General features: G+C 72.7%; 17 protein-coding genes. 4 read left to right on the forward strand and 13 right to left on the reverse strand.

What is annotated here, in order from left to right; genetic code table 11:
* Positions 1-46: 46 nt before the first annotated feature.
* The 3 genes from ACUP6Y_RS16680 (at position 47) to ACUP6Y_RS16690 (ending at position 2,256) form a co-directional block, all read left to right on the forward strand.
* On the forward strand, positions 47-475 hold the full coding sequence (locus ACUP6Y_RS16680) for a MarR family winged helix-turn-helix transcriptional regulator (RefSeq protein ID WP_462551931.1): 429 nt from the start codon (positions 47-49) through the stop codon (positions 473-475).
* Positions 472-1,749 carry an MFS transporter gene (locus ACUP6Y_RS16685; protein WP_462551932.1) on the forward strand — a complete coding sequence of 426 codons (1,278 nt, stop codon included), beginning with the start codon at positions 472-474 and terminating at the stop codon, positions 1,747-1,749. The genes ACUP6Y_RS16680 and ACUP6Y_RS16685 overlap by 4 nt, the downstream gene beginning before the upstream one ends.
* Positions 1,750-1,839: 90 nt before the next feature.
* Positions 1,840-2,256: a winged helix-turn-helix transcriptional regulator gene (locus tag ACUP6Y_RS16690; protein WP_462551933.1), complete on the forward strand. Its 417-nt coding sequence runs from the start codon at positions 1,840-1,842 to the stop codon at positions 2,254-2,256.
* On the opposite strand, the gene ACUP6Y_RS16695 is transcribed toward ACUP6Y_RS16690, so the two are convergent.
* From ACUP6Y_RS16695 to ACUP6Y_RS16735, 9 genes are all read right to left on the reverse strand, one after another.
* Positions 2,229-4,349 carry an iron ABC transporter permease gene (locus ACUP6Y_RS16695; protein WP_462551934.1) on the reverse strand — a complete coding sequence of 707 codons (2,121 nt, stop codon included), beginning with the start codon at positions 4,347-4,349 and terminating at the stop codon, positions 2,229-2,231. The genes ACUP6Y_RS16690 and ACUP6Y_RS16695 overlap by 28 nt on opposite strands.
* A 13-nt stretch (positions 4,350-4,362) precedes the next feature.
* Positions 4,363-5,382: an ABC transporter substrate-binding protein gene (locus ACUP6Y_RS16700; protein ID WP_462551935.1), complete on the reverse strand. Its 1,020-nt coding sequence runs from the start codon at positions 5,380-5,382 to the stop codon at positions 4,363-4,365.
* A 35-nt stretch (positions 5,383-5,417) separates the two neighbouring features.
* On the reverse strand, positions 5,418-6,218 hold the full coding sequence (locus ACUP6Y_RS16705) for an ABC transporter ATP-binding protein (protein ID WP_462551936.1): 801 nt from the start codon (positions 6,216-6,218) through the stop codon (positions 5,418-5,420).
* Between the two features lie 104 nt (positions 6,219-6,322).
* On the reverse strand, positions 6,323-8,089 hold the full coding sequence (locus tag ACUP6Y_RS16710; RefSeq protein ID WP_462551937.1) for a DEAD/DEAH box helicase: 1,767 nt from the start codon (positions 8,087-8,089) through the stop codon (positions 6,323-6,325).
* Positions 8,086-8,352, reverse strand: coding sequence for a DUF3039 domain-containing protein (locus ACUP6Y_RS16715; RefSeq protein ID WP_273521060.1), 267 nt, complete (start codon positions 8,350-8,352; stop codon positions 8,086-8,088). The genes ACUP6Y_RS16710 and ACUP6Y_RS16715 overlap by 4 nt, the downstream gene beginning before the upstream one ends.
* A gap of 18 nt (positions 8,353-8,370) precedes the next feature.
* Complete coding sequence (locus tag ACUP6Y_RS16720; protein ID WP_462551938.1) at positions 8,371-9,855, reverse strand: MFS transporter; 1,485 nt, start codon at positions 9,853-9,855, stop codon at positions 8,371-8,373.
* Positions 9,852-10,412: a TetR/AcrR family transcriptional regulator gene (locus ACUP6Y_RS16725; protein WP_462551939.1), complete on the reverse strand. Its 561-nt coding sequence runs from the start codon at positions 10,410-10,412 to the stop codon at positions 9,852-9,854. The genes ACUP6Y_RS16720 and ACUP6Y_RS16725 overlap by 4 nt, the downstream gene beginning before the upstream one ends.
* Positions 10,413-10,479: 67 nt before the next feature.
* The gene (locus ACUP6Y_RS16730; RefSeq protein ID WP_462551940.1) at positions 10,480-11,040 is read right to left on the reverse strand and encodes a YqgE/AlgH family protein; all 561 of its coding nucleotides are present in this window, start codon (positions 11,038-11,040) and stop codon (positions 10,480-10,482) included.
* 102 nt (positions 11,041-11,142) lie between these two features.
* Positions 11,143-11,688 carry a hypothetical protein gene (locus ACUP6Y_RS16735; protein ID WP_462551941.1) on the reverse strand — a complete coding sequence of 182 codons (546 nt, stop codon included), beginning with the start codon at positions 11,686-11,688 and terminating at the stop codon, positions 11,143-11,145.
* 171 nt (positions 11,689-11,859) lie between these two features.
* Between ACUP6Y_RS16735 and ACUP6Y_RS16740 the strand changes: the two genes are divergently transcribed.
* Positions 11,860-12,579, forward strand: a complete 720-nt coding sequence (locus ACUP6Y_RS16740) for a TetR/AcrR family transcriptional regulator (RefSeq protein ID WP_462551942.1) — start codon at positions 11,860-11,862, stop codon at positions 12,577-12,579.
* A gap of 25 nt (positions 12,580-12,604) precedes the next feature.
* Here the strand turns inward: ACUP6Y_RS16740 and ACUP6Y_RS16745 are convergent, their stop codons facing one another.
* From ACUP6Y_RS16745 to ACUP6Y_RS16760, 4 genes are all read right to left on the reverse strand, one after another.
* Positions 12,605-13,648 (reverse strand): DUF3048 domain-containing protein, encoded by a 1,044-nt coding sequence (locus ACUP6Y_RS16745; RefSeq protein WP_462551943.1) that lies wholly within the window; start codon positions 13,646-13,648, stop codon positions 12,605-12,607.
* A 78-nt stretch (positions 13,649-13,726) separates the two neighbouring features.
* Complete coding sequence (locus tag ACUP6Y_RS16750; protein WP_462551944.1) at positions 13,727-14,497, reverse strand: SDR family NAD(P)-dependent oxidoreductase; 771 nt, start codon at positions 14,495-14,497, stop codon at positions 13,727-13,729.
* Positions 14,498-14,538: 41 nt separating this feature from the next.
* Positions 14,539-14,952 (reverse strand): HIT family protein, encoded by a 414-nt coding sequence (locus tag ACUP6Y_RS16755; RefSeq protein ID WP_462556752.1) that lies wholly within the window; start codon positions 14,950-14,952, stop codon positions 14,539-14,541.
* 5 nt (positions 14,953-14,957) lie between these two features.
* Complete coding sequence (locus ACUP6Y_RS16760) at positions 14,958-15,392, reverse strand: hypothetical protein (RefSeq protein ID WP_462551945.1); 435 nt, start codon at positions 15,390-15,392, stop codon at positions 14,958-14,960.
* Positions 15,393-15,458: the final 66 nt, after the last annotated feature.

The following is a 15,458-nucleotide window of genomic DNA, read 5'->3' on the forward strand; positions in this document are numbered from 1 at the left end:
TCACCGACGTTCGACTTTTCCATAGGTTTCCTATGTAATAGGCGGCGTGAGCGATGTCGAGGGCCTCAGCAGCGACCTCACCGTGTACGCCGCCCGGCTGGTCCGCCTGGTCCGCCGCGAGTACGCGCCGTCGGCCGGCACCCGGGTGCTCTCGACCCTCGACGAGACCGGGCCGCTCCCCATCACGGCGCTCGCCCAGGTCGACCGCTGCTCGCAGCCGACGATGACCGGCCAGGTCAACCAGCTGGTCGAGGCCGGCTGGGTCACCAAGGACCCCAACCCCGCCGACGCCCGCAGCAGCCTGGTCCGCCTCACCGAGGCCGGCCGGGCCGAGCTGAGGCGGATCCGGCAGCTCAGCGCCGCACTCGTCTCCGAACGGCTCGCGCGTCGCAGCGATCTCTCCACCGACGACCTCGCGACCGCCGTGGCCGTGCTCCAGGCCGTCCTCGAACCCACCACGGAAGGAACATCGTGACCGCCACCGCCGATCCCGGCGCCCACTCCCCCACCCATGCCGCACCGGGCGGCTCGTTCCTGCGTCAGCCGCGCGCGGTGTGGGCGGTCGCCTTCGCCTGCGTCATCGCCTTCATGGGCATCGGCCTGGTCGACCCGATCCTCAAGGAGATCGCGGCCAAGCTCGAGGCGACGCCCAGCCAGGTCTCCCTGCTGTTCACCAGCTACATGGCGGTGATGGGCGTCGCGATGCTGGTCACCGGCGTCGTCTCCACCCGGATCGGCGCCAAGAAGACGCTGCTCACCGGTCTGGTGCTGATCATCGTGTTCGCCGGCCTGGCCGGCATGTCCGGCTCGGTCGGTGCCGTGATCGGCTTCCGCGCCGGCTGGGGCCTCGGCAATGCGCTGTTCATCGCGACCGCCCTCTCCACCATCGTGAGCGCCTCGAAGGGCTCGCTGGCCCAGGCGATCATCCTGTTCGAGGCGGCCCTGGGACTCGGCATCGCGTCCGGCCCACTGGTGGGCGGCCTGCTCGGCGAGCGGTCCTGGCGCGGACCCTTCTTCGGCGTCTCGGTGCTGATGACGATCGCGCTGATCGCGACCGCGGTGTTCCTGCCCGCCACCCCGCCGGCCGCCCGTCGTACGACGCTCGCGGACCCGTTCAAGGCGCTCGCCTACCCCGCGCTCGCCGTGATGGCGGCGGTCGCCGTCTGCTACAACCTGGGCTTCTTCTCGCTGCTCGCCGCCGGCCCGTTCGCGCTGCCGGACGCCGGGATCATGCAGATCGGCTGGATCTTCTTCGGCTGGGGCGTGCTGCTCGCCATCGCGTCGGTCGCGCTCGCGCCGTGGGTCCAGCGCACGGTCGGCACCGTCCCCGCGCTGATCGGCGCGCTCGCCCTCTTCGCCGTCGACCTCGTCGCGATGGCGGTGGGCGCCGACACGAGCACCGTGGTCGTCGTCGGCATCATCGTCGCCGGCGCCTTCCTCGGCGTCATCAACACCCTGGTCACCGAGGCCGTCATGGGCGCGGCCCCGGTCGAGCGGCCGGTCGCCTCGGCGGCGTACTCCTTCGTCCGCTTCACCGGCGGCGCCGTCGGCCCCTACGTCGCCCTCAAGCTCGCCGAGCACCAGGGCTCCGCGGCGCCGTTCTGGTTCGGCGGGATCGCGGTGACGATCGGCGTCGTGGTCCTCGTGGTCGGCGCGCGCACGATCCACACCGCCCTGCACGGCGAGCCCGCCCCGGCCCCGCACTCCCCCGCCGAGGCCGAGGCCGAGGCGCTGGGGGATCTCGCCTGACCGACCCGGCTCAAAAGGACCCTCCAGGCACGCCGACCCGGCGCAAAGCGAACTGCTCCGGAAGTTCGCTTTGCGCCGGGTCGGCGTTGGTTGAACGCTCGGCTGCGCGAGGTGTTCCTCGGCGTACGCCGCTTCGCCGACATCCGCCGGCACGCCGGCATCCCCCGCCAGGTGCTCACCGACCGGCTCGGCACGCTGGTCGAGCAGGGCATCCTGCGCAAGGGGCCCTACCGCGAGGACGGCGCCCGCACCCGCCACGAGTATCGGCTCACCGAGAAGGGCCTCGAGCTCCAGCCCGTCCTGCTCGCGATCAGCCATGGGGGCGACCGGCACCTCGCCGACCCCGGGGGCCCGCCGACCGTGTTCGTCCACCGCGGGTGCGAGGAGCCGGTCCACGTCGAGATCCGCTGCGGCGCCGGCCACCAGGTCGACGACCCGCGCCGGGGCGCCACCCGGCCCGGGCCAGGGGTCCGGCCGCTTCAGGCGCGCGAGCGGGCCAGCAGATAGACGAAGTACGGCGCGCCGATCAGCGCCACGATCAGTCCGGCCGGGATCTGTGCCGGTGCGATGACGGTACGGCCGACCAGGTCGGCCAACCCGAGCAGCACCGCGCCGACGAGCACCGCGACCGGGACCGAGCGGGCGTGCCGGCCGCCGACCAGGGCCCGGGCCAGGTGCGGCGCGACCAAGCCGACGAAGCCGACCACGCCGACCGCGGCCACACTGGTCGCGGCGAGCAGCGCGGCACTCAGCAGGACGACGAGGCGCACCGTCTCCAGACGGACGCCGACCAGTCGCGGCGTGTCCTCGTCGAGCGCGAGCAGGTCGAGCTCGCGGCGCACCAACCAGGCGAGCGGCAGGGCCACGACGAGAACCACCGCGACGGGCAGGACCTGCTCGAAGGTGCGGCCGTAGGTCGTCCCGGACATCCAGGTGTAGATCCGCGGGGTGTCCCAGGGGTTCGAGCGGACGAGCAGGAAGGTGGTGAGCGCGCCGGCGCCGTACCAGGTGCCGATGCCGATGAGCAGCAGCCGGTCGGCGTTCAGTCCCTGCCGCCAGGACAGGCCGTAGACGAGGGCGAAGGAGACCAGCGCGCCGATGACCGCGCCGAGGAGGATCGCGCCGTTGTCGGCGGCCTGCGTGACGCCCACGCCGGTCACGACGACGACCGCGCCGACGCCGGCGCCGCCGGTGATGCCGAGGATCCCGGGCTCGGCGAGGGGGTTGCGGCAGGTCGCCTGGACCAGCGCGCCGGAGAGCGCGAGCGCCGCCCCGCCGAGGACGGCGGCGGCGACCCGCGGCGCCCGCTCGTCGAGCGCGAACTGGATGAGCGGCGCGGCCCGGCCGTCGAGCCACAGGCCCACGTCGCCGGCTTTGAGCCAGGTGTCGCCGGCCAGCAGGCCGAGCAGGGTGACCGCCACGGCCGCCACGCCGACCACGACGAGGACGACGACGAAGCGCAGTCGGGTGCCGACCCGGACCCGCGCCGCCGCCGGCTGCCGAGTCGGTCCCGAGTCGCGGCCGCGCCGGGCGAGCACGATCATCACGAGCGCGCCCATCAGGGTGGTGGTGATGCCGGTCGGGATGGCGATCGCCTTGTCGGCGCCCAGCACGGCCCGGATCAGCGCGTCGGCGAGCACGACGACCACGGCGCCGGTCAGGCCCGCAGCCGGGATCAGCACGGCGTGCCGGTTCAGCGCCGGCGCCATCCGGCCGCACAGCCGCACGATCACGGGCGCGAACAGGCCGACGAAGCCGATCGGGCCGGCGAGGGTCACCGACGCCGCGGTCAGCAGCACGGCGAGCACCGTGCCGGCGGCCCGCGTCGACCGGACGGGTACGCCGAGCACCGCGGCACTGTCGTCGCCGAGGCCCAGCAGGTCGAGCCGGCGGGCCAGGAGCAGCGCCGCGACCGTGCAGACGACCACGACCGGCGCGGCCTGCTGGAACGCGCGCAGCCCGAGCTGGCTCAGTGAGCCGCTCCCCCACGCGAACAGGCTGGTGGTCTCCTCCTGGAACAAGATGAGCAGCGTCGAGGTGGCTGCCTGCAGGGCGAGAGCCACGGCGGAGCCGGCGAGCACGAGCCGGGTCGTCGCCGTACCAGCGCCGCCGGCCAGGCCGAGGACGAGGAGGGCGGCGAGCGAGCCGCCGACGAACGCGGTCAGCCCCGAGGCCCAGATCGGGACGGTGACACCGAACGCGGCGACGACCGTCACCGCGAGGTAGGCGCCGCCGGTGACCGCGAGGGTGTCGGGCGAGGCGAGGGCATTGCGGGCCAGCGACTGGAACAGCGCGCCGGCGACGCCGAGGGCGAAGCCGACCGCGATGCCGGCGGCCAGCCGCGGCACCCGGGAGCCGAGGAGGACGTCGCCCGGGTCGGCGCCGGACCCCGATGTGTCGCGATCGCCGAGCAGCCAGCGCACCAGGTCGCCCGCGCCGACGGAGGAGGTGCCCTGGGTGAGATGCCAGGCGGACACCCCGAGCAGGACGGCGACGAGCAGCAGCAGCGCACTGGTGGCGGTCATGACACCGGCGCGGCCGAGCCGTGGCGTGGGCCCGGGCGGCGCGGCGGTGGTGCGCTGCTGCTGCTCGACGGTCATGGGTGCGCGGCTGCTACCTGGTCAGCAGGTCGACGTACGCGTCGACGACCTGCTCGGCCGAGCGCGGACCGCCGAAGGTCCAGATGCCGGCGGGGAAGGCGAAGGTGCGACCGTCGGCGACGGCGGGGATCTTCTGCCACACGGCGTTCTCGGCGAGCGCGGCGTTGATGTCGCCGTCGGGGTCGACGGTGCCGGTGTGGAAGAAGGTGGCGTCACCGAGCTCGCTCATGCCCTCGATATCGGTCTGGCCCAGGCCGTAGGCCTCGTCGACCTCGCCCGTCCAAGCGTTCTCGAGGCCGAGCTCCTCACCGAGCTCACCCACGAGGGAGCCCTGGCCGAAGGGACGGATCGCGACGTTGCCGCCCTGGATCCAGCCGTCGTAGTAGACGAACCGGCCGGCCGCGTCGGCGACCTGCTCCTTGGCGTCGGCCAGGTGGTCGTTGAAGTCGTCGACGACGACCTTCGCGCGCTCCTCGCGGCCGGTCGCCTGGGCGATCAGGTCGAAGGTGTCGATCATGTTGGCGATCGGGTCCTTCGCGTCGGCGCCCTTGGTGGCGAGCACCGGGACGTCGTACTTCGCGAGCTGCTTGAGGATCTCGTCGTCGGGCGTGTAGGCCTCGACGATGACCAGGTCGGGGTTGGCCCCGAAGAGCGTCTCGAGGTTGGGCTCGCCGCGGGTGCCGACGTCGGTGATGCCGTCGGGCAGCCTCTCGGCCGTGTCCCAGGTGGCGTAGCCCTCGGCGTCGGCGACCGCGACGGGCGTCAGGCACAGCGTCAGCACGTCCTCGACCTGCTGCCACTCGAGGACGGCGACCCGCTCGGCGGGCTTGTCCAGCTCGACGGTGCGGCCGTAGCTGTCGGTCAGCTGCACGGGACCGGTGGCGGTGCTCGTCTCGTCGGCCGAGCAGTCGGCCGAGGCGTTCGCCTTCGGCGCGGCCTTGTCGTCGGCGCCGGTGGCGGTCGTGCCGCAGGCGGCCAGGAGCAGCGGCAGCACCGCCACGGGAGCCAGGGCAGCGATCGGTCGGGTCTTCATCGGGTTCCTCACTGATGGGTGGTCGGACGCTGCCGTCAGCGGCGTCGCTGGTGGTGCCTGCCCTGGGCCTCTACCCGCACCGCGCCCGTGTCCGGGTCGACGAGGCAGCGGATGGGCAGTCCGTACACGGCGGAGAGGTGCTCGGCGGTGAGTACGTCGGCGGGTGCGCCGACAGCATGGACCGTGCCCCGGCACAGCAGCACGACCCGGTCGGCCACGGTGGCGGCATGGTTCAGGTCGTGGAGGACGACGCCGAGCGCCGTACCGTGCCGGTCCGCGAGGTCGCGGACCAGGTCGAGGGTCTCGACCTGGTAGCGCAGGTCGAGGTGGTTGGTGGGCTCGTCGAGGAGGACGACGCCGGTGTCCTGCGCCAGGCAGGTGGCCAGCCAGACCCGCTGGAGCTCACCGCCGGAGAGCTGGTCGACCGGCCGATCGGCCATCTCGGCGATGCCGGTGACGCTCATCGCGTGCTCGATCGCGGCCCGGTCGGCGTCGGTCGTGCCCGCGAACCGGCCCCGGTGGGGGTGACGGCCGAAGGCGACCACGTCGTGGACCTCGAGACCGGACGGGTGCGGTCGCGACTGCGAGAGCAGGGTGACCCGCCGCGCGAACTCCCTCGCGCTCAGCGGCGCCGCGTCGGCCTGGTCGAGCGTGATCCGCCCCTCGGCCACGGGGTGCAGCCGGGCCAGCGAGCGCAGCACGGTCGACTTGCCGCTGCCGTTGGGACCGATCAGCGCGGTCACCTCGCCGGGCGCGAGCCGCACGGAGACACCATGCACCACCGTGCTGCGCTGGTAGCCCAGCACCAGGTCGCGTCCTTCGAGCACCGTCGTCACGGGCAGGTATCCTACCCTAAGTTAGGCCAGCCTTCCCTATTGGCCGGAGTCGACAGAAGTGCATGGATCCCCGGACGTCCGGGGATTCATGCAGCCGGCCCCCGTCACGAGGTCTTGCGGACCGCCCACTCCCGGATCCGCTCGATCCGCTTCTGCAGCTGGTCGGCGCTGGCGACTGCGGCGGCCGGCCCGCCGCACTCCTTGCGCAGCGCGGCGTGGGTGATGCCGTGCGCCTGGCCGGTGCGGTGGTGCCACGACGCGACCAGCGAGTTGAGCTCGCGGCGCAGCAGGCCGAGGTGCTCGTGGGTGGTGACCTCGGCGACGGTGTCGGCCGACCGCTCCTCGACCGCCTCCGGGCGACGGGTACGACGCCGGTCGGCCTGCCGCTGCTGGAGCAGCGCGCTCACCTGGTCGGGCTCGAGCAGGCCGGGGATGCCGAGGAAGTCCATCTCCTCGTCGGAGCCGACGTGGACCTCGCCCTCGTGCCCGAACTGCGCGCCGTCGTACAGCGCATGGTCGAAGCGGGCCTCGGAGCCGAGCGCCTCGAAAGGACCCAGCTCGAGCTCCTCCGAGGCCGACTCGGAGGCGTTGGCCTGGTTCATCAGGTCCTCCTCGGCCGCGAAGATGTCGCCGTCGTCACTGACCTTGCGCTTGAGCACGTGGTCGCGCTGCGCCTCGAGCTCGGCCGCGAAGGACAGCAGGTTGGGCACCGACGGCAAGAAGACCGACGCAATCTCGCCGCGCTTGCGGGCCCGCACGAAGCGGCCGACGGCCTGGGCGAAGAACAGCGGGGTGGAGGTGGTGGTCGCCCAGACGCCGACCGCGAGGCGTGGCACGTCGACGCCCTCGGACACCATCCGGACCGCGACCATCCAGCGCGCGTCGTTCTCGCCGAACGCCGAGATCTTCTTCGAGGACGCCTTCTCGTCGGACAGGACGACGGTCGCGGACTCGCCGCTGATCTGCTTGAGCAGCTTGGCGTAGGCCCGCGCGCTGTCCTGGTCGGACGCGATGACCAGGCCGCCCGCGTCGGGCACGTGGCGGCGCACCTCGGAGAGGCGCTTGTCGGCGGCCGCGAGCACCGACGGCATCCACGAGCCGTTGGGGTCGAGCGCGGTGCGCAGCGCCTGCGAGGTCATGTCCTTGGTGAGCGGCTCCCCCAGCGAGGCGGCGACCTCGTCGCCGGCTCGGGTGCGCCAGCTCATCTGGCCGGAGTAGGCCAGGAACAGCACCGGCCGCACGACGTGGTCGGACAGCGCCTCGGCGTAGCCGTAGGTGTAGTCGGCCACCGAGGTCGGCACACCGTCCGCCCCGGGGGCGTAGGTGACGAACGGGATCGGGTTGATGTCGGAGCGGAACGGCGTACCGGTCAGCGCCAGGCGGCGCGCGGCCGGCTCGAACGCCTCGCGCACCCCCTCACCCCAGGTCAGCGAGTCGCCGGCGTGGTGGATCTCGTCGAGGACGACCAGGGTCTTGAACCGCTCGGTGCGGATCCGCATGGCGAGTGGGTTCACGCCGACCCCGGCGTAGGTGACCGCGACGCCGACGTAGTCGCTGGAGATCTTGCCCGAGCCCGCGGAGTACGTCGGGTCGATCGGGATGCCCGCGCGCGCCGCCGCCTCGGCCCACTGCAGCTTGAGGTGCTCGGTGGGCGCGACGATGATCAGCCGGTCGACCATCCGCCGTCCGAGCAGCTCCGCGGCGACGGTGAGCGCGAAGGTGGTCTTGCCGGCGCCCGGCGTCGCGACGGCCAGGAAGTCACGCGGGTTGCGGGCGAGGTAGTCGGTGAGCGCAGCGGACTGCCAGGCGCGCAGCGACGGCGCCGTGCCCCAGGCTGCCCGCTCCGGCCACGCCGGACCGAGCGAGGTCATGCGTCGGGACCGGATCCTTCCGGGCCCTTGTCGTCCGACAGGCCCTCCCAGATCTCCTTGCAGTCCGGGCAGACCGGGAACTTCTCCGGCGCCCGGCTGGGCACCCAGACCTTCCCGCACAGGGCCACCACCGGCGTACCCATGACCATCGCCTCGGTCAGCTTGTCCTTCTCCACGTAGTGGGAGAAGCGCTCGTGGTCGCCCTCGTCGGTCGGGACGGTACGGCGGTCCTCCCGGACGTCCGTGTCTGTCGAGAATCCGATCGTGGTCACGGGTGCAGTCTAGTGCCCTCCGGAGACATCGACGTTCTCCGGGAGCTCGCGCCACACCAGGACCGCGACCAGCAGCGTGAGCACGGCCCCGGCGAGACCGACCATCCCGAACGCCTCGGTGTACGACGCCAGCGCGGCCGGCTCCACGGCGGTGCCGAGCGCGCCGCCCACCGACTCCACCGCCGCGTCGGGGGCGCCGGACGGGAGCCCGTGGCGGTACACGACGCCGGCGAGGCTGCCGAGCAGGGCGATGCCGAGCACGCCGCCGACCTCGTAGGACATCTCCTCGACTGCGGCTGCCGAGCCGGCCTGGTGGGTGGGCGCGGCGCCCATGATCAGCGCGGACGCCAGGCCCAGGGCCGCCGTGCCGAAGCCGACGAGGAGCAGGGCGAGCGCGATGCCGGCGTACGGCATCGGGTGCGGCAGCAGCCACAGCGTGCCGAGGCCCGCGGCCAGGACGAGCAGGCCGGCGACGACGACATTGCGCGCGCCCAGCCGGGCGGCGACCGATGGCGCCAGCGGCGGGCCGACCAGGCCGCCCAGAGCCATCGGCAACAGGGCGACACCGGCCTTCAGCGGGCTCCAGCCCTGGACCAGCTGCAGCCACTGCGAGCCGACGAACAGCAGCGCCATCATCGCGGTGCTGCTGGCCAGCGCGGTGACCACGCCGGAGCGGAAGACCGGGTTCGCGAAGAGCCGCACGGCGAGCATCGGCTCGTCCTGGCGCAGGCAGCGCCGCACGAAGAGCGCCAGCATCGCGAGGCCGGCGAGGAGCACGACCAGGGTGGCGGCCTCGACGTCGCCCTTGCCGAGGTGCTTGACGCCGTACACCGCCGCCACCATGCCGCCGACCGAGAGCAGCACGCCGACCGCATCGACCCGACCGGGCTGCTCCGAGCGACTCTCCGGCAGGAGCAGGACGCCCGCGGCGAGCGCGACGACCATCAGCGGCACGTTGACCAGGAAGGCGGCATGCCAGCTGAACGCGCTGAGCAGCGCACCGCCGACGATCGGCCCGACCGCGCCACCGACAGCCGCGGTCGCGGCCCACAGGCCGAGCGCGAACGCCCGCTCGCGGGCGTCGGGGAACAGCGCCCGGATCAGCGAGAGCGTGGCCGGCATGATCATCGCGCCGCCGACGCCGAGCAGCGCGCGGACGGCGATCACGTCGCCCGGGCTGCGCGCGATCAGCGCCGCCAGCGAGGCGACGGCGAAGATCGTGAATCCGGTGAGCAGCATCCGGCGCCGGCCCCAGCGGTCGGCGAGCGCCGCGACCGGGACGAGCAGGCCGGCGAGGACCAGCGAGTAGACGTCGACGATCCACAGCTGGGCGAGGGCACCGGCGTGGAGGTCCTCGGTGAGGTCGGGCAGCGCGACGTTCAGGACCGTCATGTCCATCACGACGACGAGCAGGCTGGCCGCGAGCACGGCCAGGCCGCCCCAGCGGCGACGGTCCCGCGCCGCGGCCGCCTGGGGCGCGGAGAGCGTGGTCATCGCACGGCACCGCCGTCGAGGAAGGTGGACCGGACCAGGTCCTGCGCGGCCTTGCGGGCGATGTCGCCGTCGACGAGGGCGTCGCGCGCGGCGACGAGCAGCCCGTAGACGCTGTGGCCCAGCCAGCGGGCGGGCACGTCGGAGCGGAGTACGCCGGCGGCCTGCGCGGCGGCGTACAGCGCGACCTCCTCGTCGAACAGCGCCTGGGCGCGCTCGCGCAGGTCGGGGGCGTTCAGGACGGTAGGGTCGGTCAGCGCGATGCCGAGCTCGTCGGCGTCGATCACGAACTGGCCGAGGATCTCGTCGAGGCAGGCCCGGATCCGCTCCGGGTCGGCGGAGGCGGCCACGTCGGCCACCTCAGCGTCGACGAGCGTCGCGGCCCAGCGCTCGAGCGAGCGGCGGCCGATCTCGTGGAGCAGGTCCTCGCGGCTGGCGAAGTGACGGTGGACGGTCGCGCGGCCCACGCCGGCGGCGGTGGCGATCTGCGCCATCGACGCGGTCGGGTCCGTGGTGAGCAGGCGCTGAGCGGCAGCCAGCACCGTGTCTCGGGTGGTCATGACTCCTCCTAGTTGAGACATTAATGTCTCACATGAGACGATGATGTCTCTATTCGAGGAGGGTGAGTCAGTTGAGCTCCGGGTCCGCCGGGCGGGTGGCATGGAAGGCGAGCTCGCCGGGCTGACGGCGCAGCACCTCGCGCCGCAGGTCGCGGGTGTCGCCGAGGAAGACGTCGTCGACCCGGCTGGGAACGACGTACCAGCTGCCGTCGGCGATCTCGGCCTGGAGCTGGCCGGCGCCCCAGCCGGCGTATCCGGCGAAGATCCGCAGCCGGTCGACGGTGCCGTCGACGAGCTCGCGCGGGGTGTCGAGGTCGAGCAGGCCGACCCGGTCCCACAGCGGCCGGAAGCCGGCGGCCTGCTCGCCACCGGGTGCGGCGAGGGCGACGGCGAGAGCACCGTCGGTGGCGACCGGGCCGCCCTGGAAGAGCACCTCGGGCTCCTCGACCACCTCTCCCCACTCCCCCAGCACCTCGGAGACGGGCAGCGCCGTGGGCCGATTGAGGACGACGCCGAGCGCCCCCTCGTCGTTGACGTCGAGCAGCAGCACGACGGTGTCGACGAAGTTGGGGTCGAGCAGGTCGGGTGACGCCAGCAGCAGGCGTCCGGCGCTCAGCTCGGTCGACATGGCCCCATCATCCCCCCTGCGGACGCAAGGCGACCCCGAGCCCGACGCGAGGCGGGGAGGGAGGACGCGTCGGGCCCGGGGGGCACTCGGGAGGGAACGGGGTCAGGCGGCGACCACGGCGCGCAGCCGCTCGAGGAGGGAGCCACGCACCTCGGGCTCGGCGTACGCCGCGTCGGGGGTGATCACCGGCGTGCCCCGGTGGACCAGACGCGCCCGCTCCTCGAGCTCGGCGCCGATCCGGCTCGCCGCCTCGTCGCCGATGCCGGTGCGGCCGGCCATCACGGCCAGCAGGTGGTGCTCCTTGAAGGAGGCGGCCGCCATGGCCGAGGCCATCGCGTCGTCGAGGGGGTGGGCCCGGTAGTGGTCGATGATCATCCGCACGCCGGGCAGCTCGTGGGCGGTGTTGCTCCACGCGATCTCGACGGCCTCGGCGAGGTCCATCGGCTGGTGGGCGAGCATCCGCTCGATCTGGCCGGACAGCCGGGTGTGCCACTTCAGGGTGAGGGCGGCGAGCAGGTCGAGCTCGTCGTGGAACGCGGCGGACACGCCGTCGACGTCCATGGGCAGCAGGCCGTCGCGGCGCACCGCGGAGGTCGCGATGACGGAGCGGAGGGTCTCGCCCCGGTTGTGAAAGGCCGTCCAGGTCATGGTCAGCACTCCTGTATCGATCGGTGGTCGTCCGGAAACCCGGAGTATCCGACATACCGCTGGTACGTACTATGAGTATGGAGCCGACCATCGGTATGCCCAAGGGCACGACACCGTGATCCCGCCCACCCACCGCAGTGACGGGTGTCACTGCGCGCCTATGCTGAAGCGGTGGCGAAGGCATCGGTGTCGAAACTCGTCCCCAAGGTCCCCGTCCCCGGCGTCCCCGGGGCGTCTCGCCGGGCGGCGTACTCCGCCTCCACCAAGCGGGCCCTGGTCGACGTCGCCGAGCAGCTCTTCGGCGAGTTGGGGTACGCCGCGACCTCGCTCGACGCGATCGTGTCCGGCGCGCGGGTCACCAAGGGCGCGCTCTACCACCACTTCTCGGGCAAGCAGGCGCTCTTCGAGTCGGTCTTCGAGCGGGTCGAGCAGGAGGCCGCGAAGCGGATCCAGAAGTCGCTGCGTGGTCAGAAGGACCCGTGGCGCAAGGCGACCGAGGGGCTGCGCTCCTTCCTCGACGTGGTCCAGGAGGCGTCGTACCGCCGGATCGTGATCCAGGACGGGCCGGCCGTGCTCGGCTACGAGCGCTACCGCGAGCAGGAGGAGCGCTCGACGTTCGCCAATATCGTCGAGATCGTCCGCGCGACCCTCGACGCGGGCTCGTGGGACCTCGAGGAGGACATGCTGCAGACCTTCGCCCGGATCTTCTTCGGCGCGATGTCGTCGGCCGGCGAGTCGGTCGCCACCGCGGCCGACCCCGAGGCGGCCGCCCGCCGCGTCGAGACCGCCATCGGCTTCCTGCTGGCCGGCGTGCAGAGCCTGGTCGAGCAGGGCATCGCGATGCCGAGCGCGCCCGGCCACCACGCCGACACGACGGCCGGCCAGGACTGAGCTGACCGGCCGGTCGCCTCGCAGGTCAGTTGTAGGTGACCGATCCGGTCGACGCGGCGCCCTTGCCGGGCACCAGCTCGAGCCAGGTCTTGCCGGCCGGGACCTCGATCTCGTTGCCGGCGGCGTCCCTGAAGGTCAGCTCCGCCCCCTCGTCGGCCTTCTCCCAGGTGACCTCGACGGCCTGGCCGCCGTGGAAGATGACCGCCTTGCCCTTGCCCTCGAAGTGCGAGACCGGGACCGGGTTGCCGGCCGGGTCGGAGTACGGCGCCAGGCTGGTGCGCACCGTCGCCGCGATCACGGTGTCGGGCTTGAAGACGTCGCCGTCGGCCATGTAGCCGTTCTGCAGCACGTACTTCGAGCCGTCGTAGGTCCAGCGCGAGGTGCGTCCCGCGGAGAGCTTGACGTCGAGCGTGGTCGCGGGCGCGCCCACCGGGAGCGGGGTGTCGCCGAACGGCAGGTAGTCGTCGGGCCGGGTGGCGGTGCCGCGCGCCGAGGCGCCGATCTTCTTCAGGTCGGCCATCACGCTGTGCAGCGAGTCGTGGACGCCGTCGCGAACCCGGACCACGTTGGGGTTGTTCATGTCGAGGAACTTGATGCCGGCCTTGCGCAGGCCGTTGAGCGTCACCGGCGCCGCGCCCGAGGTGATGATGGTGGCGCCCAGCGGCTTGGCGATGCCGACATCGGTGAGCCGCATCGAGCGCACCGGCCCGGCCTGCTCGGGCAGCTTCTGGTAGAAGAACACCGCGAGCCGGGTGATGCCGCCCTCGACCAGCTCCTCGACGACCAGGTCGGCCTTGCCGACGCCGATCTGCGGGTCGCTGGCCGAGGAGTTGTCGATCTTGACGATGTACGCCGGGTGCTTGCGCGCCGGGTCCGCCCCGCCCCGGGTCAGCTCACCGGTCAGCGGCCACGTGGCCGGCGGCGCCGGGGTCTCGCTGGCCGTCGGCGGGGTCTCGCCCCCGCCACTCGACTTCTTCTCGCCGTCGTCACCGCCCCCGCAGCCGGCGAGCGCGAGGCTCAGCACGACGAGCGAGGCGGGCAGGGCACGGCGGAGGATCGAAGGACGCACGCCGCAAGTCTGACCCACCCGCGACCCAGACGACGGAGCCGCCCCCGCGTGTCGCGGGGGCGGCTCGGTCGGGGACGATCAGGTGCCGAGGCTGATGCCGCCGTCGACGTAGAGCGTCTGACCGGTGATGTACGACGCCTCGTCACTCGACAAGAAGGTCACCGCGGCCGCGATGTCCGAGGGGAAGCCGACCCGCTTGACCGGGTTGGCCTCGGCGTTGAGCCGACGGAACTCCTCCACGTCCAGCTTGAGCCGCGCCGCGGTCGCATCGGTCATCTCGGTCGCGATGAACCCCGGAGCGACCGCGTTCACGTTGATCCCGAACGGCCCCAGCTCGATGCCCAGGGTCCGGGTGAAGCCCTGAACCCCCATCTTCGCCGCCGAGTAGTTCGCCTGACCCCGGTTACCGAGTGCGGAGATCGAGGAGATGTTCACGACCTTGCCGTACTTCTGCTCCACGAAGTGCCTCTGCGCGGCCTTGGTCATCAAGAACGCACCCTTCAGATGCACCCCCATGACCAGGTCCCAGTCGTCCTCGGTCATCTTGAACAGCAGATTGTCGCGCGTGATGCCCGCGTTGTTGACCAGGATGTGGATCCCACCCAGCTCGGACACGACCCGCTCCACGGCAGCCTCGACCGAGGCGCCGTCGGACACGTTCGCGCCCACGCCGACGGCCTTCGCGCCCTCGACCAACGACAGCTTCGCCGCCGCCTCCGCAGCGGCAGCCTCGTCGAGGTCGACGATCGCGACCGAGGCACCCTCCTCCGCGTACCGGCTCGCGGTGCCGAACCCGATCCCTCGCGCGGCTCCGGTGATGACGGCGACTCGCCCGTCGAAACGACCCATGGGTGCTGACCTCTCAACTCGGGTAGACGATCGGCCGCAGCCTACGACGCCAGCACGGCGCGCAGGCGGGCGGCATACTCCGCGGACTCCCCCGCGGCGTACTTCGTGCGTGGCCAGAAGAAGCCGCGCAGCCCGTCGCCCTTGGTCCGGGGGACGACGTGCAGGTGCAGGTGCGGCACCGACTGGCTGACCACGTTGTTCATCGCCACGAAGCTGCCCTGCGCGCCGAGACCCGCGACCACCGCGGTCGCGAGACGCTGCGCGGCGCCCAGGAAGCCGTCTCGCTGCCCGGCCGGGAGGTCGGGCAGCGTGACGACGTGGGTCCGGGGCACGAGCAGGACGTGACCCTTGAACACCGGGCGCCGGTCGAGGAACGCGAGCAGGTCGGGCTCGTCGAGGACGACGTCGGCGGCGGTGTCGCCGCCGACGATGGAGCAGAAGACGCAGTCCGCCACGACGCTCACCTCGCGAGCAGGAGGATGCCGCCGACGAGAAGGCCGACGACCTTGACGACCTCGGCGCCGACGTACCACAGGTGGGCCCGTGAGCCCGGCCCGTCGACGCCCTCGGGCGCCGCCAGGACCGCGTCGGAGCGGCGGGTCAGCGCGGGCCGGACGAGCACCAGCTGGACGAGGAGCACCGCGACGGCCAGGCCCAGCGCGAGGCCCGCGCCGCGGCCGGGATCGCCGACGAGCAGCGCGATCACCAGCGCCACGGCGAGGACCAGCTCACAGGCGTTGAGCGCGCGGAACACCAGCCGGCCGATGCCCAGCCCGACCTTGAGCGTCACGCCCGGCGCCCGGAACTTCACCGGCGCCTCGATGAACGAGATCGCCAGCACCATGCCGAGCCAGACGAATGTGACGGCGGCGGCGGTGTCGTGCGAGGCAGGCATGACTGCATCATCCCCCACCCTCCGTTCGGGGGTACGCCGCACCTGCGGCCCCGGGGAGAATGGCCC

It is taken from the genome of Nocardioides sp. S5-5 (genome assembly GCF_054954065.1).

What these genes read in the sequence shown, in the direction of transcription:
- ACUP6Y_RS16695 (WP_462551934.1), bottom strand. Translation starts at nt 4,349, where the DNA reads ATGACCGTCGAGCAGCAGCAGCGCACCACCGCCGCGCCGCCCGGGCCC.
- ACUP6Y_RS16710 (WP_462551937.1), bottom strand. Translation starts at nt 8,089, where the DNA reads ATGACCTCGCTCGGTCCGGCGTGGCCGGAGCGGGCAGCCTGGGGCACG.
- ACUP6Y_RS16720 (WP_462551938.1), bottom strand. Translation starts at nt 9,855, where the DNA reads ATGACCACGCTCTCCGCGCCCCAGGCGGCCGCGGCGCGGGACCGTCGC.
- ACUP6Y_RS16700 (WP_462551935.1), bottom strand. Translation starts at nt 5,382, where the DNA reads ATGAAGACCCGACCGATCGCTGCCCTGGCTCCCGTGGCGGTGCTGCCG.
- ACUP6Y_RS16750 (WP_462551944.1), bottom strand. Translation starts at nt 14,497, where the DNA reads ATGGGTCGTTTCGACGGGCGAGTCGCCGTCATCACCGGAGCCGCGCGA.
- ACUP6Y_RS16760 (WP_462551945.1), bottom strand. Translation starts at nt 15,392, where the DNA reads ATGCCTGCCTCGCACGACACCGCCGCCGCCGTCACATTCGTCTGGCTC.
- ACUP6Y_RS16735 (WP_462551941.1), bottom strand. Translation starts at nt 11,688, where the DNA reads ATGACCTGGACGGCCTTTCACAACCGGGGCGAGACCCTCCGCTCCGTC.
- ACUP6Y_RS16730 (WP_462551940.1), bottom strand. Translation starts at nt 11,040, where the DNA reads ATGTCGACCGAGCTGAGCGCCGGACGCCTGCTGCTGGCGTCACCCGAC.
- ACUP6Y_RS16725 (WP_462551939.1), bottom strand. Translation starts at nt 10,412, where the DNA reads ATGACCACCCGAGACACGGTGCTGGCTGCCGCTCAGCGCCTGCTCACC.